Raw genomic sequence first — 22026 nt, 5'->3', positions numbered from 1 at the left:
TTGATGAAGTCTAAAATTCCCGTTGTCTTGACGATCGCCGGATCGGATAGTGGGGGAGGGGCAGGCATTCAGGCAGATTTACGCACGTTTGCGTTTCATTGTGTCCATGGTGCGTCCGCTCTCACTTGTGTTACGGCCCAGAATACTGTGGCCGTTAATCGAGTTGATGGGTTACCTCCACAAGCAGTTGTGGCTCAACTCGATGCAGTGGTTGACGATCTGGGGGTTCAGGCTGTGAAGACGGGAATGTTGCTCAATGCTGAGATTATTCAGGCGGTGAGCGATCGCCTGCAAACTCTGCAATTGCGTCCCCTGGTCGTCGATCCGGTGATGGTCTCCCGTAGTGGGGCCCAACTGATCGATCGGCAAGCGGTGGAGACTCTACAACAGGCGTTAATTCCCCAAGCTACGGTAGTCACCCCAAACCGCTATGAAGCTCAGTTGCTCACGGGTGTAGAAATTAACTCGTTAGAGAAAATGGAAGAAGCGGCTGAAACCTTGAAATGGCAATCTGGAGTGCAGGCGGTTTTGATTAAAGGAGGTGGAATGACTGGAGAATTACGGGGGGTTGATGTTCTGCTTGATGACCAGGGAATGGTGGTGCTGAAAACGGAATGTATCGACACTGGCAATACCCATGGAACCGGATGTACTCTTTCGGCGGCGATCGCTGCGAATCTGGCCACTGGCCATTCTATACGAGATGCAGTGCATCAAGGGAAAAACTATGTCACTGAAGCCCTGAAATGGAGCTTAGAAATTGGTCAAGGAACTGGCCCGGTGGGGCATTTCTTTCCCCTCTGCCTGAATTAAACGGTCTGAATTCTCTAGAAAAATCCCATGTCGTCACACTTCTGGAAAGAGGATTTTGGCGATCGCCTCAGCATTGCGTTGTTTGCGCCATTCCCAGTGGTTATCTTGCCCCTGCTCGCGCAGATGGAGAATTGCCTCATCAATAAGTTTGGGGATTTGTTCAAAGTCCTCAAAGGTTGCACCGATGGGGGTTGGCCACTTGACTTGATGCTCGATCGCGGGATAATTAGAGGCAATGATATAGCATCCACAGGAACCCGCATCGCTAATTACGCCACTGGTGCGATAATAGTAGCGATCGCGATCGTAATGAATCACCAGGATATCGATTTCCTGCAACACCTTGAGATAATCTTCCTCCTTCGTCGTATCTCGCAGAGTTGCCTCTATATTCTCCAGCTCCTTCGGTTTCTTGCTCAAGGGAGTGCCAATCACCAGTTCACAGTGGGGATGGGTAGCCGTATAGCTGGTAAGCTGTTTGATGAGTTTGGCGATCGGTTTATCCGGACGAATCATCCCCACCACCCCAATCTTAACCCGTCGATCTGCCGGTAACCTCTCCCCTGGTTTCAGCTTCGGTTCCACCCCACTAATAATCGGATGAGGAATCACAAACATCGACTCTGGAGGCAATCGATACCTTTCCGGAATCACCCTATCGTCCACCTCCAGCGTCACCACCTTCAGATTTTTGAACAGTTTTAGATACATCCTCAGATACATCAACCCCAGATTTTTGATCCCACTCGACATCGCAAACTGCTGATTCCCATGCAAACTAATCAACACCTCTTTCCCCTGTAGAGCTTGCAGTGCGAGCAAAGGAAGCAAAATCGACAGATGTTGATTATAGAGTTCAAACACAAAGATCGTATTCACCTCTTGCGGAAATTGCAGAGCGCGAGTCCCCATCGCAACATGGCGATACTCCCGACGCAACTGGAGTCCCACCTGATAATTCATCGATTGGGTAAACTTCTTCAATCCCTGGGGTAAAGGAGTTTCCAGAGAAACAAACCCAATTTTTCGTCCTGGAGCATAGTCTCCAATTGAAAGTAGGTCTTTAAGACCATTATGCATGAGTTTTATCATAAAACCAATTTGAATAATTAGACTTGAAGAAATTGATCTACTTCTTCCCACATTTGAGTAGTTAATCGTTTTTGTTCTTGACTAGCTATATGTAATCGATTCATTAAATTAGATCGATCTGGTTCTTCTATAAGCCTATCTAGTGTCTTATGTACTTTTTCCTCTGATTCAACCGGAGATATCAAACATTCTGGACAATCATAATCATCAAAAAGCATTTCATATTTATGACTCCATCCTGTCCCTAAACAAGGAACACATTGAGAAAGGGTACTCACTAAACTATGGAAGCGAGACCCAATAACCAAGAACGAATTCCCCAAGATGCCTTTAATGTATAAGGGTGAAGCTTCTTGGATGATTTGCAAAGATTGACCGATTTCAGCTTGCAATTTCAAAGCCAGGTCATAGTCGGTTCTGGTTTCGTGAATTAAAATAAATGGCTCTATATCTTTTTCAATTAAATATTTAGCACAAATTTGTAAAAAATCTAGATATTTTTCCTTAACTTCTGAACTTGTTCTTTGCACCATTCTATAGTTAGGCACAATGCAACCCTTCCTCTTAGATGATTCAGGCTTAAAGTATTCAGGGACTTTACCCTTAACTAAATTAGTAAAATCAGGTGCTTTTTTAATTGATGGACACTTAGACAGCAAATCCTTGATATTTTGTAAATATTCATAGGAAACTCGATCTCTCGCAAATACCAAGTCAGAGTTTTCTAAAATCTCTAAAAATGCCTTTTTAACACGCTGGTTTTTGAATGGCCCAAAAGCTTGGGGCAGTAAGATAACTTTTTTTCCTTCTTGTTTACGAAGTTTCAGTCTTTTAGCCATTATTTCTATCATTGCTGCTCCCTGTTGATCGCTGTATGTAAACCCTGAAGCATCTAAAACTGCATCTACTTCCTGTATTCTAATCAGCTTAAGAGAATGACATAGTTGTTGCGGGATCAACGTGGCACAAGCATTGATCAAATGACCTAGTTGAGGAGCTTTTTCAGTATAAGCCCAACTTAAATGATACAACCCTGTTTTTTCTCTTTGATCAAATGTTCCCATTCTCAGGTGAGCAGCAACCCTACTTCCGGGTTCCAGATCGGCAAAATGCTGTACAACTGCATGGGTCATTAATTCACCACCTTTATTGATAAAATCCACACCTTGAATTTCAAATATCATTAGTTATATCTCCGAAGTAAATCAAGTGTTTTTTTCTGGGAATAAGGAACCAGTCCATCCGGATCGGCATATCCGACAGAGATAAGCATAATAACGCGCTCGTCAGGTTCTAAGTTCAGGAACGAACTCATTTTCTTCTCAGATTCTTCTATATCCGGCCAATTAATAGGGCAAGAACTAAGACCAAGAGTTTCTAAAGCATACATAAATGACATAGATGCTAAGGCCGCATCGATATATATTACATGACGGTCTCTTTCATTGAAGTATGCTCTTAGCTTGCCAACTACTACTACAATAGCAGGGAAATTATGGCTAAATCCTCTAGTTCCCATTGGAATTGATGAAACTTTTTTGACTCTTCCTGGTTCATCAAATATTCGGAACTCAAAAGGCTGACGATTACATGCACTAGGGGATTGAGATGCGAGCAAAATCGCTTTATCAATTAAATCCCTAGGGACTTTTTCTGGTAAATACCATCTGACGGATCTTCGTTGATATGAAAGCTTTAAAAAACTTTCATAGCAAACTGGAGGATTACATTGAATTTCTCGTTTGTAGGGGATAAATTTTTTGTCATCTTTTTGATTTTCATGGGATTTATATATAACAGATAAAAAAACGCTTTTAGCTTTATCGATTACAGGGTGAGTTGAAACCAGATCAAAGTATTTTTCTAAAACATCATTTGCCCATTTTAATTCCCCTGAATCTCCTATATCACTTTTTCGATTTTCTACAGCATACTTATAGCAATTCACAGTTTCTTCAATGTAGTCAAGAGCAAAAGTATCACGCCTGTTTTTCATGATTATTCCTTTTTCGAGGCGATGAATATTACGTCTCAATAAATATTGACTATCTAAAGCATTTTTTAGATCCTTGTAGTATTGCAATTTTCCATATATAACTGCCTGATTTTCTCGACTAAAGTTATTAGATACTAACACATAGTATATAGCACTAAGAAACCTGGATTTAACCACTAAACTCCAAGTTACTTGACTAATTGAATCTACGGTGGATTTTAGAAAATTCACCCCTGAATTAGGGATTAATGCTTTAATCGCTTCTTTCATTAAAGAACTCTTCACTGTAAATTTATAGTTTTCCTAACAACCGCATTTGCCATAGATAAAATGGACTAATTAAAATACTGGAAAGAATAGCCATTTCACAAGCGGCTACTGTATCCGTTTTGATCGCGTTGTAGTTCTTGATCAAATAAGATAAAGCTTTCCTTGCATCATTAAGTAAATACGCTAATAATGCTAGAGGTCGCTGCCAGGGTTTTAACCTCATCATTCTAATGTGATTTCTTTGTAAACCGGAACCCTTAGCCAGGGAGATTAAGTAATCCCGTTCTAACCTCCAAGCGGGAATTTTATGATTCAGGTGCATATCTGGATTGTACCAAATTTCCCATCCTGCATTTTGTAAACAAGCTAAAAGTTCTAAGTCTTCTCCTTTGAGATTTAATGCTTTGCCACTGGGGCCAGTCAGTAATAATTTTTCCGGAACGCTTTTGAGCCAGGCTTGTTTGGAAATGACAATTCCTGCACCTGGGGGCAAGACTTTCTGCTTATGGGTGTTATAGCAAAAGGGTTTTCTTCCTCGTTCAATAATGGCTAAATATACAGCGATTTTCTTAAAGTTATCTGGGGGAGGGACTTCAAAACTAGCATGAATTTGTCCACCATAAGCACCGGCTTGGGGATGGGATTGACTAAACGTATAAGCTTGGGATACCCAGTCAGGAGCAGGTAAGTTGTCATCATCGAGAAAGCCGACTATAGTGCCTTCTGCTTTTTCCATCGCTGTTCTTCTGGCCATTGATGCACCTTGCCGGGTTTCAAGAAAGTATCGGAGGGGAAATTTTTCTGCCCAGTTAGCTTGGTAATCTTTGATGATTTGAGCGGTATTATCCTGACTATTGTTGTCTACGACTAGAATTTCCCAGTTGATCCCCTCGGTTTCTTTCTGTTTCTTCAATTGATCGAGAATTTCCGGTAAACGATCGCCTGCATTATAGGCTCGAATAGCTACGGTAAAATCAACCATATTTCTTAGTCCTAACAATCTACAGTATAATAACCCATAGAAAATCCACGATATCAACCCATAGGAGGTAGATGATTGCCTACATTAGGTGTAAATATTGACCATATTGCTACGATTCGCCAGGCTCGGAAAACGGTAGAACCCGATCCGGTGGCTGCTGCTGTCCTCGCTGAACTGGGTGGAGCAGATGGGATTACGGTGCATCTGCGGGAAGACCGTCGCCATATTCAAGACCGAGATGTGCGATTGTTGCGTCAGACGGTGCGAACCCATCTGAACTTGGAAATGGCGGCGACGGAGGAAATGGTGGCGATCGCCTTAGAGATCCAACCCGACTATATCACGCTGGTTCCGGAACGTCGAGAGGAAGTGACCACAGAAGGCGGTTTAGACATTATAGCTGGGGGCGATCGCCTGGCCAATGTTGTCCAAACCTTGCAAAATGCCGGTATTCCCGTCAGCCTGTTTATTGACCCCAACCCTGGCCAAATCCAAGCCTCGGCGGACATCAAAGCCAAATTTATCGAACTCCATACCGGAACCTACGCCGAAGCTCACCAAGAAAACGAACAACGAGACCAACTACACCTCCTCACCCAAGGGTGCGAACAAGCCCGTACCCTTGGCTTACGAGTCAATGCAGGTCATGGTCTCACCTACTGGAATGTTTACCCGGTTGCCTGTATTCCTGGCATGGAAGAGCTGAACATCGGCCATACCATTATTAGTCGCGCTGCCCTAGTCGGCCTAGAACGAGCCGTGCGGGAGATGAAACACGCCATTCTGGGAACAACACCCTGAGAATAGGGAATAGCCAATAGGGAAAACCGGGTTTACCAATTACCCATTACCCATTACCCACATGGTGACCATTTACCGGTAAAATAACTCTCTGTGTTCACGAAAACCAAACCCTATGACCACTTATCACTACGTCCTCGCCAGCAAAAAATTCCTCATGGAAGAGGAACCCCTAGAAGAAGTCTTGCGGGAAAGAACCCGTAATTACCAAGAAAAAGAAAAAGAAATCGACTTTTGGTTAGTTCCCGAACCTGCGTTTCTGGACGCGCCAGAACTCTCGGCAGCTAAAGCCAAATGTCCTCAACCCGCAGCCGCGATTATTTCTACAGACCCTCAATTGATTACCTGGCTCAAACTTCGTTTAGAATATGTGCTGACGGGTGAATTTGAAGCCCCATCAGACGCTATCCCTGACCCCTTAGCTTCCCTTGTTGCCTCGTCTTAAAGTCTATTCAGACGCATAACCGGGTCAGACTAAACCGGTATAGGCAAGGAGAGAAACAGGGGAAATGTATACACTTAAACCACTGATTCTACTCCTATGCCTTTTCACCCGAACTGCTCTAGTCTGACTCGATTTTTCCGGGCGATCGCCGGATTGTCTACTGTTTTCCTATGGTCTCCCCCTGCCTGGAGTCAAACCAGCCGATTCCCCTGTCCTCCACCGAACCCAGGGGAATATATGGTTTTGGTGGAAACTCCTACCCGCTCTAGCCAGCAATTGGTGCTTGACTATCTTTTACCCAATAATCAAACGGCCCAAGTCTGTCAATACAATAACAAAATTGTTACCCAAATTCGTCATCTCGCTAATGCCCAAGTCAGTCGGCGTTGGAGCCAATATATTTATGAGAATACAGGCTTACCAGCGCTGATGATTGACCCATATTCAGGTCAAAGGGCAGTTCCATCTAACCCCAACCCAGGGAGGGTAAGCCTGGGTTCAGGGTTTGCCGTGTTAGTTAATCCCAATAATCAACCGGATACGGCTCGGCAACTGCAAATCCTTCTGAGAACTGCTATTTCTTGGGTAAATTTCCAGGGAAATTCTTATTTACTGGCGCTCGAGAGTGAAAACCAAGAAGAAGCCACGGCTACTTTAATGTCTTTGAGCGATCGCGGCTTTTCGGCTATCCTGGTGGATGCTCGCCAAGTTCAACACCTTACCCCAAACCGGCGTTAAGCACACTCAACACAATGCGTTGATGGGGTGTTCCTAAAGGTCGGACTTCATTGGCTTTGACTGAAAAGGCTTCTCCTTCTTGCACCTGTTCAGGGGGAATTAAACCCATGTCCCACCCTTCACCCAGAATTAGTCCCTCCAATCCTACCGTTAACGGGCCATGATAAATATGGCGGACAATTCCTGGATCGGTATCACAGCCGAACTTATGCAATTCTGGCGGACAATAGCCAATTTCTTCGAGTAATTCCCGTCGCATCCCTTCATCTGGGGATTCATCCGGCTCTAAATGACCGCCAAATAAACCCCAAAATCCTGGATAGAGGATGCCTGGGATGCGATCGCGCAGTTGCATCAGATAGCGATTTTCGCGGTAAAGAACAGCTAAAGCGACCTCGGTAGGTTGTGCATCCATTATAAACGACCCATTCTCACGTTCTCTTTAAGTTTAAGAGATCGGGTTTCTATTGAAGTGGATTTAACCTCGATGACTGAACTGGAGAATTATCAGGCGATCGCCCCTTCAGAACTGTGGCAATTCGCGAATGTCAGGTGAAGGATCTGATATATGCTCGAAAAACGGGAGATAAACGAAAGGCAATTCCTTCTGATTCTATGGCAGTTAGTACATAGCGCCGCTTCAAAGAGTCCAATCCGTTAATTAAGTCGGTTGAGGATAAGGATAAGTCGGCTTTTAACTGTTCCCGCGAAATGGGCAGATTGCTTTGACTGAAGTGGATAGCAATTTGTTGTTCGGCAGGAGATAAACGGTTAAAATACGTTTTCATCTGAGTCTGCATATTCTGAGTGAGAATCAGGTCTTCTTCGGTCAGAAATTCAGCGATATTGCTAGAAAAAAGGGTTTGAATTAAGCTAGAGATTTCTTTGAGATAAATGGGATGTCCTTCATAGCTCTTCAGGATTTGCAGGGCGCTGTCACTGTCTCCTAAGCCGACATTTTTCAAGATTTCTGTAGTTTCAAATCCGCGCAATTCTAAACATTTGATGGGATAAAGTTCTGCATCTAAAGCGATCATCTGTTGATTTTTTTCTTGACTGATGATGAGAAGGGTGGATTGATGGTCAATTTCGGTAATTTTGGTGAGTAAGGTGTGGTAATCTTGGGCTTCCGGTTGATAGTGTCCAGCCAGTTGACCAGGTATAAAAATGTCCTGAAAGTCATCGAGGACAAGCAAGCATCGGCGATCGCGTAAAAAATGGAAGAGTTGCGTCAGCAGAGGATGGGTGAGGATGGTATCTGGGTTAACGGTGGTTAGGATGTCCTCAATAATGGTATTTAAGGTAGGTGAGAAGCGGATACTTTTCCAGATGACTGTATCAAATTGTTCTAAGTTTAAGTCAATCCAGCGCTTCACGAGGCTTGTTTTGCCGATCCCTGCTCTGCCGACTACGGAGATTAGGGGCATGTTTTGGTTACAGAGCCAATTAGAGAGTATGCTGAGTTCGGTGGTGCGATCGCAGAATTTCCTGATTTTTGGAGCAAGGCTTAAATCGTGATATTTGGTAGCTGATTTGGCAAGTTCTGGAGATGTAATCTTATCATTTGTAACGGCTCGATCATGATAAGGACACCAGGTAATATTTTGATTAACTACACCAACAAGTGACTGAGGAGAATTGATAATTCTTTCAATAGTCCAACAAAAATTAGACTTCTTTATGTCTTCATCTAACTGTTCAGATAAAACCTTAAATAACTGACGACTGGTATCACCAATATAGTTTTCATTGTAACCATTAGCACCAGATTCAGAAATCTCCTGATAAGTTTTTCCTTGCCAAAGTCCTTGGATAATCTCTTTTTGCAGATTATTTAAGTGTTCCCCTGTTTGCTTCTCGACTAAGCGATCAACGAATTGTAACACCTCTGTAATATCCATAAACTTAAGTAAAGGTAGTATTTTTAGCCATTATAGCTTAGTCTCAGCCCACATAATCAGGTTCTTTCTGGTTTTTGCTTCATCTTTTGTTACCTAACTTCCTAGAAAACCCGTTTTTTTCTGGTGGCAGTGCTGTAAATATTCGGTTTACACTAGGGAGCGTTTGCATCGGCAGACAAATAGTCTACTTTAAAGAGATCAATAATAAATTCAGGAGGAAAATCAAGATTATACAATGGACGCTATTTTTGAGTTTTTAGCGCAACTTGTTATTGGTTTAATTAGTGCCGTTATAGGATTTTTCATTGGATATGGCGTAGGGTATGGAGTGGCTGCAATCATTGATGCTTTATCTCAAGCTTTTGCTAGGTTATATAGAAACTTAGTCTCATCAGCAAAACAAGTTTTTGGCTATATCAAAGAGGCAACAGAATATTACTTAGCTTTGATTGCACAGTATTTAGATAAAAACTGGGACACAATTGAGAAACAACTACGCAACGAATTAGGATATTCTTCTGATTGGTTGATTGCGATATTTTATGAAGCCCAAAAAACGTTTGTTCAAATTTTTCATCCCCAAAAAATTCAAGGTAAATCCATGCTGTTTTCACTGAAAGTTGCTACCAATCAATCTCAATTACCAACTAAGCAAAATCCAGTGGTAAACATACTATCATTGGCATAAGTTGTTTTTCGTTAGCTAATCAAGGAGAGTTATATGGGATTTTTTGCCTGGGCAGGAAGCTTAGTAGATCAGTTATCAGAGTGGTTAGGCGAAGCTGTCAAAGCCTTTATCAATGCTTTAGTCTCGGCAGTCAAAAAGCTCTGGGAAACAGTGGTTGTTGCTGCCTTAATTGCAGCGTTTGGTGCAGTTGCTACTTTGTATATCATTTTCTATGCTGGTTCAGTTCTTGGCGAAACCATCATGGAGATTTGGGACCCAAGATATTACACCAGTAAACCATCTGAAGTATTTAAGGTTAAAGAAGCACCTCAAAATAGTCCACTACCGACTAATCGCTCAGAAGCGAAAATATTAGAACTTGAGGATTGGAAGTAAAATTTCTAGTAATTTACTATGTCATATTCTGCCAACAATAATAATATATTTCTCACAATTGGATTTCGTTCTGCTGAACAGCAAGGAAGTTTGAATAGCATCGAAATTATTGGTGTTCCTGGAGAAACTGACTCCACAGGTCAAGCGGTCATCAGTAAACAAATCAGAACTTTTTTTGATGATTTAATTGCCAGAGTCATTTTCCGTCAATCTCGGATGATGCCCGAATGTGACTTGGAGTATCTGAAGATTTGGCTTTATGCCACAGACACACCTGATTCTGAAAGAGGCTATCAAATTCCTCAAATCGATGAGCGTGATTTAGAGATTACATCTGATGTCCCTTATTCTAAATTAGAGTTTATCTATGTTTTAGATAATCAGCTAGAGGGACAAGAATATGAATCATGGGTGAACATCAGTCGTTCATTGTTTACCCCCTTATTTCTCAAGTTTATTGCTCCACCAGAGCCTCCATCAGAAATTGCTAATAATCTAGTTTTTAAATTGATTGAGGCTAGTCCTGTTGGGAAAGCCTTTGAAAAGGTCAATGAAACTTTAGATCCATATGCACAAATGAAGCAAAAGCTTTTTTTTAATGCTTTAATCATCCAGATTGACTAATCCCAAATTGGGTGGTTTTTATTCAATTAGCAAAGGATTCAAAAATATGCCCAGATTCGATCCCAGAAACCCAAACCCTCCAAAACGCAACAAAGCTTCTGAATTCATAGATAGTGCTGAAGAGGTTAATGTCTCTAGGGAGAACCAGAGAGGCTTAATTGCCTTGACTAAGATGTTTAATAAACAGCCAAAAAAATCACAAGGTTCTCCAGAGGTAATTCTAGAAAAATTAGCACCCATTTGGGAAACTGCCATTGAACCCGTACTCATTACAGAGTTTGGTCGTCGTAGCACTCTCTATATCATATTTTATCAAGGTAAACACCGCGATGAAATAATCATGGAACTTTGGGACCCTAAGTATGTCAATCAAAAAGAATCTCAAGTGTTTAATATTGAAGGAGTGCCACCATCTACCACTCGACATTTTCCCAAAAATCGAGAAGATGCGGAAATTGGTATTCTGCAAGATTGGGATTAACTCATGACACAGACTAATATGGAGTAATGGCGATGCCAAGATTAGATAAGTTTCTTAAAGCTGCTGGTGAACCTGTGGATGTTGATCGCAGAAAGCCTAATTCTCGACCCACTACTACCCAGTCAGAAGAGCAGGAAGAAAAAGATGATTATGGACAATCAAAGATAGATTTTAGTCTCTATTTAAGAGAGGCTAAATATACGTTATCTGATGTCATTTTACCAGAAAGAACTAAGAAGCAAGTAGATTTAATCTTGGCTGAACTGGAATATCAAGATTTAATTTTTCAAGAATGGGGAATGGCAGAAAAGCACAAGTTAGATAAAGCGCTTTCTGTTAACTTTTCTGGGCCGCCAGGGACTGGAAAAACTTTGACGGCTGAAGCAGTTGCCCATGCTTTAAATCTCAAGCTCCTCGATGTTCCCTACGAACAAATAGAATCTAAATATGTGGGTGAAACCCCCAAGAATATTCGCGGTACTTTTGAGTTTGCGACAGAAAACAATGCGGTTTTGTTTTTTGATGAAGCTGACTCATTTTTAGGTAAACGCCTAGAAAATGTAACTCAAGCAACAGACACCGCCGTGAATTTAACTCGCAGTGTTATGATTAAGCAATTGTCAGCTTATGAAGGCATAGTTATTTTTGCGACTAATTTAATTCGCAACTACGATCCAGCGTTTATGAGTAGAATTCGTTGGAAAGTCCAGTTCGATTTACCTACAGAAGAAGCAAGAGAACAAATTTGGCAAGCTCAAATTCCTGAGAAACTGCCTTTAGATGATTCCGTTGATTTTTCAGCATTAGCAAAGGAATTTGAAGAAATTTCAGGTCGGGATATTAAAAATGCTGTGTTTCAAGCTGTCGTCGCTGCCGCTAGAGAAGACAAACCCAAGGAGGAAAAGCGGGTAAATCAGAGTCATTTTAGGGAAGCGATCGGCGAAATTATTGAGGCAAATAAAGCTGCATCTCAGCAAACGGTAACTCTGACTCCAGTCGAAGGTGATGTTCCCTTACCTCAGCTACCTGACTCTATCGAAGGTTCTGTTCAAGACTCTAATGAAACCGAAAGTGGAGAGAATGAAAGGTGATGCTGGGTACGAGCTACCTACCATTTGTACACCCTACGAGTTAATGGGAATTTAAAAATGTGGAGAGATGAAATTTTAGAAGAAATCTATAAGATTCGTGAGGAACATGCTAAGGCATTCAATTATGATTTGAAAGCGATGTGTGATGACTTGAGAAAACGGCAAGCAACCAGTGGTCGAAAAATGATTTCTAAACCTCTTCGAGAGCCTCGATTGCCAAAGCAACTCAACACAAGGAGCGATCGCCAGTAAACTCTAGGCAGAACTTCTGATATCTTTCTCTTCCAGCTCTGGGAAGTCATCAATTTTCTATATTTATAGCACGTTCGCCGATCGCTCAGAATGACGATATAATAGTAGTGTCGCGATCGCCCCAGCCTATGCTACACTGAGGCGTAACCTATACATTGCCCTAGCGATCGCCTGCTAAAATCGGGGTACTTGCTCGTTCGTTCTACCTCTTCATCAACCCAAAACCTATGCCATTACCCACGATTACTGAAGATATCATTGCTCTTGAACCGGGAGATGAATTAATTCTGCGCTTTCGGACTTGGCAAGATTATGAGGAGTTACTCACTCGTCGGCAAGATAAGGCTGGATTAAGAATCCGCTATAACAGTAATACTCAAGAAATTAGAATTATGTCACCCTTGCCCAGACATGGTAAAGATGTTGATTTACTTGCAGATTTTGTGAAAATTTTATTAAGACAGCAAGGTAAAGACTGGGATTCATTTCAACCCATCACCTTAAAACGGATTAATCAACAGGGTATTGAACCAGACCACTGTTTTTATATTGATAATCGGTTAGCGGTTTTAGGCAAAGAGCGGATTGATTTAGAAACCGATCCGGCTCCCGATTTAGTGATTGAAGTGGATTTAACATCCATGACTGAACCGGAGAATTATCAGGCGATCGCCCCCTCAGAACTGTGGATTTATAGAGAAAATAAGTTGCATATTTATCATTTTAGTCCTGAAGGTTATCAAGAAGTCGCAAACAGTCGCTGGTTTCCTGAGTGCGATTTAAACGATCTCATTCCCCGGTATATTGAGCGAGGCTGGGAGATGGGGTCGAGTGTGGCGATGCGAGAATTTGAGGATGCGGTGCGATAATGCTGGGTATCGCTAGCGCGATCGCAGTGTTGGTAACTGTTGGAAATCTGTACAGATGGCGATCGCCACTTTCCTACAAAATCAGATCTTTCAGCCAAGTTAAAATACTCACACCAAAGAAAATAATCCCCAGGGAAACCGTTGCTCCCACTAGAGACAGTCCGAGTCCGGCTAAACTAATGAAGCCGTCATCTTCCGATAAGCCAAAGCCAATGACGAAAATGGCGATCGCCGGCAAAGTATTCGTTCCCGGAATCGGAATCATCATCGACATCGACATCAGGGCGATCGCCACCCCCAACACCACCCGACCCGGTAAACTCGTACATACCCCACTCATACGAGGTTTTGTCAACCCCTCAATCCTCTGAAGCCAGGGAATCCCCGCATCCAGTAGACCCTGAACCTTATCCAGAGGCATTTTTCCATTTAAAATCCGTTTCGGAACCCAAGGCTGTTTCGCGCCCCAAATAAGCTGCACTGCCAGTAACAACATCACAATCCCAAACGGAACCGAATACCCAGGAGCAGGGATAGGCAGGGCAGACGGCAAGGACAACAGCACAAACAAAAAACCAAAAACCCGCTCTCCTGCCAGTTCCAGCATTTCTGCTAAAGTCACCTCAGAAGAGCGGTTTTCTTGCCAAAAATAACGTTTGAATTCTACCGAAAGTTTAGGCATAAATGGCAAAAAGAGTAGGGGAATGGGGGAATGGGGTAATGGGGGGTTTAATAAAATCCTCCCTCTCCCTGTCCCCCTAACGATCTTAAGTTCCGACCGTCCAGCTATTCATGTATTCCACTTGCTCTGCGGTGAGGGTATCAATCTTGATGCCCATGGCTGCCAACTTCAGGCGAGCAATTTCATGGTCAACTTCTTGGGGAATCGAATGCATACCCGGTTCAAGTTTACCGTGGTTTTTCACCAGATATTCACAAGCCATAGCCTGGTTCGCAAAACTCATATCCATTACGGCGCTGGGGTGTCCTTCCGCCGCAGCCAAGTTAATTAAACGACCTTCGCCCAGAACGACAACGGACTTACCGCTAGGCAGAACATATTGTTGGGTAAAGGGGCGTACATCCTTAACTTCGGTGGCCATTTTACCCAAGCTGTCCAGGTCAATTTCGATATCGAAGTGACCGGAGTTACAAACCATGGCTCCGTCTTTCATCACTTCAAAATGCTCTTTGCGGATCACATGCTTATTCCCGGTTACGGTAATAAACAGGTCGGCTTGGGGAGCCGCTTCTGCCATGGGCATTACCCGGAACCCATCCATGATAGCTTCGATACCACGTACAGAGTCTACTTCAGTAACAATTACATTTGCACCGAGACCCCGTGCCCGCAGCGCTGCACCTTTACCGCACCAGCCATAACCAACGACCACTACGTTTTTACCGGCTAACAGGACGTTGGTGGCGCGAATGATACCATCGAGGGTAGATTGACCGGTTCCGTAGCGGTTATCGAAGAAGTGCTTGGTGTCCGCATCATTGACATTCATTGCGGGGAAGGTGAGAACCCCATCTTTGAACATGGCTTTTAAGCGCACGATACCGGTGGTGGTTTCTTCGGTTGTGCCGATGATTTCGGGAACTTGTTCTTGACGTTCCTTGACCAGTTCAGCAACTACGTCACTACCATCATCGATGATAATTTGGGGATGGTGGTCTAGGGCGACTTGTACGTGACGTTTGTAGGTTGGGGTATCTTCCCCTTTGAGGGCATAAACGCGAATGCCATAGTCTTTAACTAAGCAAGCGGCAACATCATCTTGGGTAGAGAGGGGGTTACTTGCAATTAAAATCGCGTCAGCGCCGGCTGCTTGAAGGGCGATCGCCAAATTAGCCGTTTCTGTGGTCACGTGACAGCAGGCAACTAGCCGAATTCCGTCTAAGGGTTTTTCTTTAGCAAAGCGTTCCCGAATTTGTTTGAGAACTGGCATTTCCCGTCCTGCCCATTCAATGCGCTGTTTGCCTAGGGGGGCTAAGGAAATGTCTTTGATGTCGTAATTGAGCTTTTCGGCTATTGCAGTCATAAGATCTACTGAAGATAAATGGTTCACAAGTGTTAGGTGGGCATCATTGACCTGAGACTGATGGCAAGTACAAACAACCATACAGTTCTCGGTCTGAGTTGTTACCACCCATACCTCGACTGACCTTTCAAGATGAGGTCTTGCTCAGGATTGTGATGTTGCGAGTCTTGTCTTTAGGATGACTGAAGTACAAGGCGCAAATTTCCCATATAATAGTTTATCATCTTGATTGACCGGCTACAGATCTTTTTTCTCAAGTGTGTGGTTCTTGCGTTGAATTCAAGGATGCAATTCCAGCTCAAAGCCTATCGGCGTTGGCTCTTGGTAAGTTTGATAGCGATTATTCCTTTGGGAATGGCGACCAAGTTTTATCGCGGTTGGGCAGAAGGGTGGATCATTGATTATGCTGGCGGTATTCTCTATGAGATTCTGTGGATGATTTTGGTCACCTTAGCTTGGCCAAGATTACGGCTTTGGAAAGTAGCGATCGCTGTTTTTCTCTTCACCTCCTTTCTGGAAGTGCTACAACTGTGGCATCCTCCCCTACTGCAAGCCATGCGATCGACCCTTTTAGGTCAACTGATTCTAGGGACGACATTTGTGTGGTGGGACTTTCCTCATTATGCGATCGGCTGTTATCTTGGCTGGTTGGGTTTGCGTGAGCTACAAAAATCCTTACAGCATCGCCATTAGAGAAGAATCAACCTATAAGCCTTCAAATTCGGCATCTTTGTACCATTCTTCCAGTTGTTGTTGTTGGGTGCGACGAGAGGGACGGCGATATTTTTTGCTATTCAGTTTCGGTTCATAAGTATTATCACCTTTGCGCTTCAGGGTAGATTCCGGATCGCCAAGGCGATCGCGCTGTTCCTGACGGGCGATCGCCTCTTCCAAAAACATCAGATAATGGTCGTAGCGTTCCCACACTCCCCGAATCCCACAATCCGGTTCTTCCCGATGCAAACAGTCACTAAACTGACAAGTCTCCACGTTCATCAGACTCCGCACTTCAGGAAAATAATCAGCTAACTGTTCCGGGGGATAGTCTACATCCGGCTGATTAAATCCTGGTGTATCCGCCAACAGCCCGCCACCCGGTAACTTAAATAACTCCACATGACGGGTGGTATGTCGTCCCTTTTGCAGCTTCCCGGACACTTTGCCCACTCGCAGATGGGCATCGGGAATCAGAGCATTAATTAAACTCGATTTTCCCACCCCAGAGGGCCCGGCAACGACGGTAACTCGTTGGGCCAACTGCTCTGCTAGTTCAGTTAATCCTTGCCCAGTGACCACACTAATAAACACAGGCACATAACCCCATTGTCCTAACCGGTGATGCCATTGCTCTTGCCACTGAGTAGAAACCAGGTCGCTTTTGTTCAAACAGAGACATAAACCAAGTTGAGTCGATTCCCCTTTGACCAGAAATCGGCTCAGTTGGTAGGGGTCAAGGGTCGGTTGCTCGACGGAAAATACCAGTAATATTTGATCCGCATTAGCCACAGGAGGCCGAGATAACTCTGTGGTGCGGGGATAGACTTCGGCGATCGCCCCTCGCAAACCGGCCCAATCTGGATCTTCCACCCGCACGCGATCGCCCACCATCACCCGTTGACCAATCTTCTTCAGGCGAGATCGTCGGGTACAGAGCAAAGGAGTGTCTTCTTGTTCATCAAGTTGCACTTGATAAAAATTCGCTTGCACCGCCAACACCGTACCCACCCAAACCTCATTCATGGTGAAGGCAAATTCTCAGTTTTAGGTCGCCGAACTTGCAGCCGAAAAAACGGCTCATCCTCGCCCTTGCTCGACTCTTCTAGTCCCTCAATAGGATAGCCTGCCATTTTCAGACTATCCGGAACCTGCTCAATGGGTTCGCCCGCATCTAACCAGACTTCCAATAAGGAACCCGGAGCCATTTTTTCCAGTTGTAGCTTGGTGCGAACAAAATTGAGGGGGCAAGGTGTACCCCGTAAATCCAGTTGAGTATCAGGAGTACCTAAATTCGTCTGGGGACTCATTTATTAAAAATGCCTCCAAAAAGTCCACCTCCCTTATCTTGGCGATCGCCACGTAAGCGCTCCAACTCCTTCAAATGCTCCTTCTCATCCGCGCTCAACTGTTTCGGATTAGGAATTTCCACCCCCACCGTAATCAAATGATCGCCCCGGCTAACCGGATTTCCCAACCGAGGAACCCCTCGATTTTCCAGAGTTAACACCGTATTCGGTTGCGTTCCTGCCGGAATCGTCAACTCTTCCGTACCATCCACCGTTTTCACCTGCACGCGAGATCCAAGAATTGCCTGTAAATAACTCACCTTAATTTCCGACAGCACATTAATACCATCCCGCCGGAAATCCGCATCCTCATTCACAAACAAATACACATACAAATCCCCCGGAGGGCCACCCTGCTGTCCCGAATCTCCCTCATTAGAGACCCGCAGCCGAGTACCATTATCCACCCCTGCTGGGATATTAATCTTCAATTTCTTAGTAACCTGCTTATTCCCACTGCCTCCACAATCATTACACTTATCCTGAATCACCTGTCCTTGACCATTACAAGCTGGACAAACGGACACCTGAGTGAAACTACCAAAAGGCGTGCGGGTGGCGCGGCGGATTTGCCCAGAACCGCCACAGGTTTGACAAGTTACCGGTTTCGTTCCGGGTTTAGCTCCCGAACCATTACAGGTTTTACAAGTTTCTAGATGATTAATCCGAATCTCTTTTTCACCACCAAAAATGGCTTCTTTGAAGTCCAACTTCAAATCCAATCGTAAATCATCACCTCGGACTGGGCCCCGTCGTCTTGCACCTTGGGTTCCCATTCCGCCGCCAGCAAAGCCACTGAAGAAGCTCTCAAAAATATCTGCAAAACCACCCATATCGCCAAAGTCCCCAAAACCAGGGCCTCCAGCTCCGCCACTGACTCCCGCTTCACCGAAGCGGTCATATCGAGCTTTCATCTCTGGCTCTGATAGGACTTCATAAGCTCGGTTAATTTCTTTGAACTTGTCTTCTGCTCCCGGTTCTTTATTAACATCCGGGTGATATTTTCGCGCCAACCTGCGGTAGGCGCGCTTGATTTCTTCTTTGTCTGCTTCGCGGGAAACACCGAGAATTTCATAGTAGTCGGCCATAGGGCGCTCTGTCTTTCAGGGATCTCTCAACAAGTGGGCATATAGAACTGCACATTATTATAGCGGTCTCTTGGGGGGGGAGACAGCTTAGTTTGACTAGAAGTTTGATTAGGGGGGTAAAACGTTGAAGGATTTACTCAATTTCTTCATAGTCAGCCGAAACAGTTTCGTCCTCCTCATCAAAGCTAAAATCCTCTTCCTCTTGAGCTGATTCTACCGGACTTTGAACGGTGGCTGCTCCGGAATCAATCACTGTTTCCCCTTGGCTAAAGTCATCAGTCGAACCTGAATCGGCATATACCGATGAGCCAATGGTAAATAGGATTTGTTGCAGCCCATGCATTTGTTCTTTGACCGCTTCCACCGTGGTGTCTGAAGCGCCTAAACTGGCCCGAAGTTGCTCAATGCGGCTTTGGGCTTCCACTTTCAGGTCTTCTGGGATGACCTCTTGATTTTGCTCTAACGTGGAATAGTAGCTTTGGAATAGCCCTTCAGATTGGTTTTTCAGTTCCGCTAATTGACGACGCGCTCGGTCAGATTCAGAATAAACTTCTGCTTCCTGCCGCATTTTTTCGACTTCTGACTGACTTAAGCCGCCAGTATTGGTAATTTCGATGCTTTGTTCGCGTCCCGTACCTTTGTCCCGTGCCGATACCTTGAGGATACCATTGGCATCAATTTCAAAGGAGACTTCAATTTGAGGTACACCTCTGGGGGCGGGGGGAATGCCGGTGAGTTGGAATTTTCCCAGGCTTTTATTGTCAGCGACCATAGCCCGCTCCCCTTGTAGGACATGGATTTCTACGGAGGTTTGGCCGTCGGTGGCGGTGGAAAAGATTTGGGTTTTGCTGGTGGGAATGGTGGTATTGCGTTCAATGATTTTGGTGAACACTTCACCCAGGGTTTCGATACCCAGGGATAGGGGGGTGACATCGAGCAGAAGTAGGTCTTTAATTTCGCCGCCCATTACCCCGCCTTGGATGGCAGCACCGAGGGCTACGGCTTCGTCTGGGTTGACGGAGCGATCGGGTTTTTTGCCGTCAAAGTATTGGTACAGGGCTTCTTGAACGGCGGGGATGCGAGTGGAACCGCCGACTAAGATGATGCGATCGATATCTTCTTTGGTTTTATCCCCATCTTTGAGGGCTTGCTGAACCGGTTCTAAGGTTCCTCGAACCATATCTTGGGCTAATTCTTCAAATTGAGAGCGACTTAACTCCATTTCTAGATGTTTGGGCCCGGTTTCATCGGCGGTGATAAAGGGGAGGTTGATGGAGGTAGCCGTCATGTTTGAGAGTTCGATTTTGGCTTTTTCCGCCGCTTCTCGCAGCCGTTGCAGGGCCATTTTGTCTACAGATAGATCGATACCTTCTTGGTCTTTGAATTCTTCGATCATCCAGGTAACGATGCAGTTATCGAAGTCATCACCGCCGAGATGGTTGTTGCCGGAGGTGGCAACGACTTCAAAGATGCCATCGCCGAGTTGGAGGATGGAGACATCGAAGGTTCCGCCACCGAGGTCGAAAACGAGGATCAGTTGTTCTTGGTCTTGTTTGTCGAGACCGTAGGAGAGGGCGGCAGCCGTGGGTTCGTTGATAATGCGTTTGACTTCTAAACCGGCGATGTTGCCTGCATCTTTGGTGGCTTGCCGTTGAGCGTCGGTAAAGTAGGCGGGAACGGTGATTACGGCTTCGGTGACGGGTTCTCCCAGGTAGTTTTCCGCGTCTTGCTTGAGTTTTTGTAGGATCATGGCGGAAATTTCTTGGGGGGTGTAGTTGCGCCCCCGCACTTGCACATCGACGGTGTTATCGCGACCCTGGATACATTTGTAGGGGACGCGGGAGCGTTCCATTTCGGTGTCTTCCCAGCGTCTACCGATGAACCGTTTGATGCTATAGATGGTGTTTTCGGCGTTGGTGACGGCTTGCCGTTTGGCGAGTTGGCCGATGAGGCGATCGCCTGCTTTGCCAAAGCCGACCATACTGGGGGTAGTTCTGCCGCCTTCTGCATTGGAGATGACGACGGGTTGACCTCCCTCTAATACCGATACACAACTATTGGTTGTGCCTAAATCAATCCCAATAACTTTTCCCATGTTAAGCTGCCAGATGTTGAGGTTAATAACGGGTGATGGGTGAGCAGTAAGGGGTAAGGGTTCAAGTTGGATATTGACCTGAAGTTGGTAGAATTACCCTTTACTTTACCGATGACCGTTGAGTTTAGATCGCGGTTTTAGCTCTCAGTGTTTTCCGCTTCCGGTTCACTGCTGGGTTCGCTGGCTTCTTCCTCCACAGGGGGTTCTGGTTCGGCCTCTTCTTCTGGAGCCGATGCGACTTTTACCATGGCATGGCGTAGGACGCGATCGTTGAGCATATAGCCTCGCATGAGTTCTTCTGCTACTGTCCCTTCTGGGTATTCTGAGGTTGCCTCTCTCATGACGGCTTCATGGAGATTGGGATCGAATTCTTTCCCTTCTGCTCGCATGGGGGCAACGCCGATGCGTTTGAGACAGTCTACTAATTGTTTGTAGACACTTTGATAACTTTTGTGGATGGTCATTTCCCCTTCGTTTTGGGGTTTGATGTGCGATCGCGCTCGTTCAAAGTTATCCACGACTGGCAGTAATTCTTGTAGGGTCTTACACTTGGTCTGATCTTCTAAGTCCCCTTTTTCTTTTTGCGTCCGTTTGCGGAAGTTATCAAAATCTGCACCTAAACGTTGGTATTGAGCTTTTACTTCATCGTAACCCTGTTTCAAGGTCGCCAATTCAGCTTCTTTACTGGCTAACACTTCTGCTAGTAAAGCAGCTTGGGCAACGTCAGCTTCATGGGCCACCGGATCGGGAGTTGGTGAGGGGGCCGATGTTGCCTCTTGGGTGGCTTGGGCAGCTCCCTCTTCCATTACTTCAACCGGGTCTTCTTCCTTCCCCATTAGATCGCTGGGAGTTTCTTGATCGGAGACAGAAACATTGGCTTCCTGTTCTGCCTGATGCAAGGGGTCTTCGGGGGTAGGACTCTGAGGATTTTCTACTGGCTTGGACTCATCCATCATTGAGGGTCACCTAATCTGATTCGCTACATCTACAATCATCTCACTCCGGTCAAGGGTCTGACTCTTCACCCATCACCGTAGCTCTAGTTTTTTAGCTTATCCTGTCTTTTGACGGTTTGACGGGAGGACGGCATAAATTTTTGGCTTAAGTTTTGTTCCAGATGTCGGTCTTTATCTGGTCGTTTCCTTTCACCATTGGCTAACATGCATAATAGTAGCATGGGTGCGATTCGTTCAGCCTAAAAGCATAGGAATAACACCTGAAGCGTAAGGCTGGCAAGGGTCACAAGCCCTTGACAACTAAGAGATTGTTCCCAAGCGGTGGGAGCGTCTGGACTTCATCCTCACCTAAGAGGGTAGA

26 protein-coding genes are annotated in these 22026 nt (G+C 44.9%); 12 read left to right on the top strand and 14 right to left on the bottom strand.

The window, feature by feature from the left end:
• Positions 1-3: 3 nt before the first annotated feature.
• Positions 4-813, top strand: coding sequence for a bifunctional hydroxymethylpyrimidine kinase/phosphomethylpyrimidine kinase (gene thiD, locus PJF56_RS21195; protein WP_283764713.1), 810 nt, complete (start codon positions 4-6; stop codon positions 811-813).
• A gap of 33 nt (positions 814-846) precedes the next feature.
• On the opposite strand, the gene PJF56_RS21190 is transcribed toward thiD, so the two are convergent.
• Genes PJF56_RS21190 through hpsE form a run of 4 tightly spaced genes read right to left on the bottom strand, consistent with a single transcriptional unit; the run spans position 847 to position 5153 of the window.
• Complete coding sequence (locus tag PJF56_RS21190) at positions 847-1905, bottom strand: glycosyltransferase family protein (RefSeq protein WP_283764712.1); 1059 nt, start codon at positions 1903-1905, stop codon at positions 847-849.
• 17 nt (positions 1906-1922) lie between these two features.
• Positions 1923-3089, bottom strand: a complete 1167-nt coding sequence (locus PJF56_RS21185) for a polysaccharide pyruvyl transferase family protein (RefSeq protein ID WP_283764711.1) — start codon at positions 3087-3089, stop codon at positions 1923-1925.
• Entirely contained in the window at positions 3089-4171 is a 1083-nt protein-coding gene (locus PJF56_RS21180; RefSeq protein WP_283764710.1) for a nitroreductase family protein, read from the bottom strand. Before PJF56_RS21180 ends, PJF56_RS21185 begins: the two co-directional genes overlap by 1 nt.
• A gap of 22 nt (positions 4172-4193) precedes the next feature.
• The gene (gene hpsE / locus PJF56_RS21175; protein WP_283764709.1) at positions 4194-5153 is read right to left on the bottom strand and encodes a hormogonium polysaccharide biosynthesis glycosyltransferase HpsE; all 960 of its coding nucleotides are present in this window, start codon (positions 5151-5153) and stop codon (positions 4194-4196) included.
• 75 nt (positions 5154-5228) lie between these two features.
• On the opposite strand from hpsE, the gene PJF56_RS21170 reads away from it, so the two are divergent.
• The 3 genes from PJF56_RS21170 to PJF56_RS21160 all read left to right on the top strand — a co-directional run bounded on the left by PJF56_RS21170 (position 5229) and on the right by PJF56_RS21160 (position 7137).
• Positions 5229-5954 carry a pyridoxine 5'-phosphate synthase gene (locus PJF56_RS21170; RefSeq protein ID WP_283764708.1) on the top strand — a complete coding sequence of 242 codons (726 nt, stop codon included), beginning with the start codon at positions 5229-5231 and terminating at the stop codon, positions 5952-5954.
• 115 nt (positions 5955-6069) lie between these two features.
• The gene (locus PJF56_RS21165) at positions 6070-6399 is read left to right on the top strand and encodes an MgPME-cyclase complex family protein (protein WP_283764707.1); all 330 of its coding nucleotides are present in this window, start codon (positions 6070-6072) and stop codon (positions 6397-6399) included.
• A gap of 96 nt (positions 6400-6495) precedes the next feature.
• Complete coding sequence (locus tag PJF56_RS21160; protein WP_283764706.1) at positions 6496-7137, top strand: hypothetical protein; 642 nt, start codon at positions 6496-6498, stop codon at positions 7135-7137.
• Here the strand turns inward: PJF56_RS21160 and PJF56_RS21155 are convergent.
• Together PJF56_RS21155 and PJF56_RS21150 are read right to left on the bottom strand one after the other, a co-directional pair.
• Entirely contained in the window at positions 7118-7552 is a 435-nt protein-coding gene (locus PJF56_RS21155) for an NUDIX hydrolase (protein ID WP_283764705.1), read from the bottom strand. The genes PJF56_RS21160 and PJF56_RS21155 overlap by 20 nt on opposite strands.
• A gap of 133 nt (positions 7553-7685) precedes the next feature.
• On the bottom strand, positions 7686-9038 hold the full coding sequence (locus PJF56_RS21150) for a helix-turn-helix domain-containing protein (protein WP_488199628.1): 1353 nt from the start codon (positions 9036-9038) through the stop codon (positions 7686-7688).
• Between the two features lie 235 nt (positions 9039-9273).
• Here PJF56_RS21150 and PJF56_RS21145 point away from each other — a divergent pair, with 235 nt between their 5' ends.
• The 7 genes from PJF56_RS21145 to PJF56_RS21115 all read left to right on the top strand — a co-directional run bounded on the left by PJF56_RS21145 (position 9274) and on the right by PJF56_RS21115 (position 13418).
• Positions 9274-9726, top strand: a complete 453-nt coding sequence (locus PJF56_RS21145) for a hypothetical protein (RefSeq protein ID WP_283764703.1) — start codon at positions 9274-9276, stop codon at positions 9724-9726.
• Between the two features lie 33 nt (positions 9727-9759).
• The gene (locus PJF56_RS21140) at positions 9760-10101 is read left to right on the top strand and encodes a hypothetical protein (RefSeq protein ID WP_283764702.1); all 342 of its coding nucleotides are present in this window, start codon (positions 9760-9762) and stop codon (positions 10099-10101) included.
• An 18-nt stretch (positions 10102-10119) separates the two neighbouring features.
• Complete coding sequence (locus PJF56_RS21135; protein ID WP_283764701.1) at positions 10120-10725, top strand: hypothetical protein; 606 nt, start codon at positions 10120-10122, stop codon at positions 10723-10725.
• Between the two features lie 46 nt (positions 10726-10771).
• Positions 10772-11206 carry a hypothetical protein gene (locus PJF56_RS21130; RefSeq protein WP_283764700.1) on the top strand — a complete coding sequence of 145 codons (435 nt, stop codon included), beginning with the start codon at positions 10772-10774 and terminating at the stop codon, positions 11204-11206.
• Between the two features lie 32 nt (positions 11207-11238).
• Positions 11239-12297, top strand: coding sequence for an ATP-binding protein (locus PJF56_RS21125; protein WP_283764699.1), 1059 nt, complete (start codon positions 11239-11241; stop codon positions 12295-12297).
• Between the two features lie 57 nt (positions 12298-12354).
• Positions 12355-12549 (top strand): hypothetical protein, encoded by a 195-nt coding sequence (locus PJF56_RS21120; protein WP_283764698.1) that lies wholly within the window; start codon positions 12355-12357, stop codon positions 12547-12549.
• A 227-nt stretch (positions 12550-12776) separates the two neighbouring features.
• Entirely contained in the window at positions 12777-13418 is a 642-nt protein-coding gene (locus PJF56_RS21115) for a Uma2 family endonuclease (protein WP_283764697.1), read from the top strand.
• 73 nt (positions 13419-13491) lie between these two features.
• Here the strand turns inward: PJF56_RS21115 and PJF56_RS21110 are convergent, their stop codons facing one another.
• Together PJF56_RS21110 and ahcY are read right to left on the bottom strand one after the other, a co-directional pair.
• Entirely contained in the window at positions 13492-14100 is a 609-nt protein-coding gene (locus PJF56_RS21110; protein WP_283764696.1) for an exopolysaccharide biosynthesis protein, read from the bottom strand.
• A gap of 85 nt (positions 14101-14185) precedes the next feature.
• Positions 14186-15463, bottom strand: a complete 1278-nt coding sequence (ahcY, locus tag PJF56_RS21105) for an adenosylhomocysteinase (RefSeq protein ID WP_283764695.1) — start codon at positions 15461-15463, stop codon at positions 14186-14188.
• 285 nt (positions 15464-15748) lie between these two features.
• On the opposite strand from ahcY, the gene PJF56_RS21100 reads away from it, so the two are divergent.
• Positions 15749-16156 (top strand): ribosomal maturation YjgA family protein, encoded by a 408-nt coding sequence (locus PJF56_RS21100; RefSeq protein WP_283764694.1) that lies wholly within the window; start codon positions 15749-15751, stop codon positions 16154-16156.
• A gap of 12 nt (positions 16157-16168) precedes the next feature.
• Here the strand turns inward: PJF56_RS21100 and rsgA are convergent, their stop codons facing one another.
• From rsgA to PJF56_RS21070, 6 genes are all read right to left on the bottom strand, one after another.
• Positions 16169-17203 carry a small ribosomal subunit biogenesis GTPase RsgA gene (gene rsgA, locus PJF56_RS21095; RefSeq protein ID WP_283764693.1) on the bottom strand — a complete coding sequence of 345 codons (1035 nt, stop codon included), beginning with the start codon at positions 17201-17203 and terminating at the stop codon, positions 16169-16171.
• Positions 17200-17487 carry a sulfurtransferase TusA family protein gene (locus PJF56_RS21090; protein WP_283764692.1) on the bottom strand — a complete coding sequence of 96 codons (288 nt, stop codon included), beginning with the start codon at positions 17485-17487 and terminating at the stop codon, positions 17200-17202. The genes rsgA and PJF56_RS21090 overlap by 4 nt, the downstream gene beginning before the upstream one ends.
• Entirely contained in the window at positions 17484-18614 is a 1131-nt protein-coding gene (gene dnaJ / locus PJF56_RS21085; RefSeq protein ID WP_283764691.1) for a molecular chaperone DnaJ, read from the bottom strand. Before dnaJ ends, PJF56_RS21090 begins: the two co-directional genes overlap by 4 nt.
• Positions 18615-18747: 133 nt before the next feature.
• A complete protein-coding gene (dnaK, locus tag PJF56_RS21080) occupies positions 18748-20709 on the bottom strand; it encodes a molecular chaperone DnaK (protein WP_283764690.1) in 1962 nt (653 codons plus the stop codon).
• A gap of 137 nt (positions 20710-20846) precedes the next feature.
• Entirely contained in the window at positions 20847-21665 is an 819-nt protein-coding gene (gene grpE, locus PJF56_RS21075) for a nucleotide exchange factor GrpE (RefSeq protein ID WP_347179605.1), read from the bottom strand.
• Between the two features lie 83 nt (positions 21666-21748).
• Entirely contained in the window at positions 21749-21886 is a 138-nt protein-coding gene (locus PJF56_RS21070) for a hypothetical protein (RefSeq protein ID WP_283764688.1), read from the bottom strand.
• Positions 21887-22026: the final 140 nt, after the last annotated feature.

The sequence above is a fragment of the Roseofilum halophilum BLCC-M91 genome (assembly GCF_030068445.1).
Taxonomy (GTDB): Bacteria; Cyanobacteriota; Cyanobacteriia; order Cyanobacteriales; family Desertifilaceae; genus Roseofilum; species Roseofilum halophilum.
Note: the sequence above shows the minus strand (reverse complement) of the source record. Positions and strands in the feature narration are given on the sequence as shown.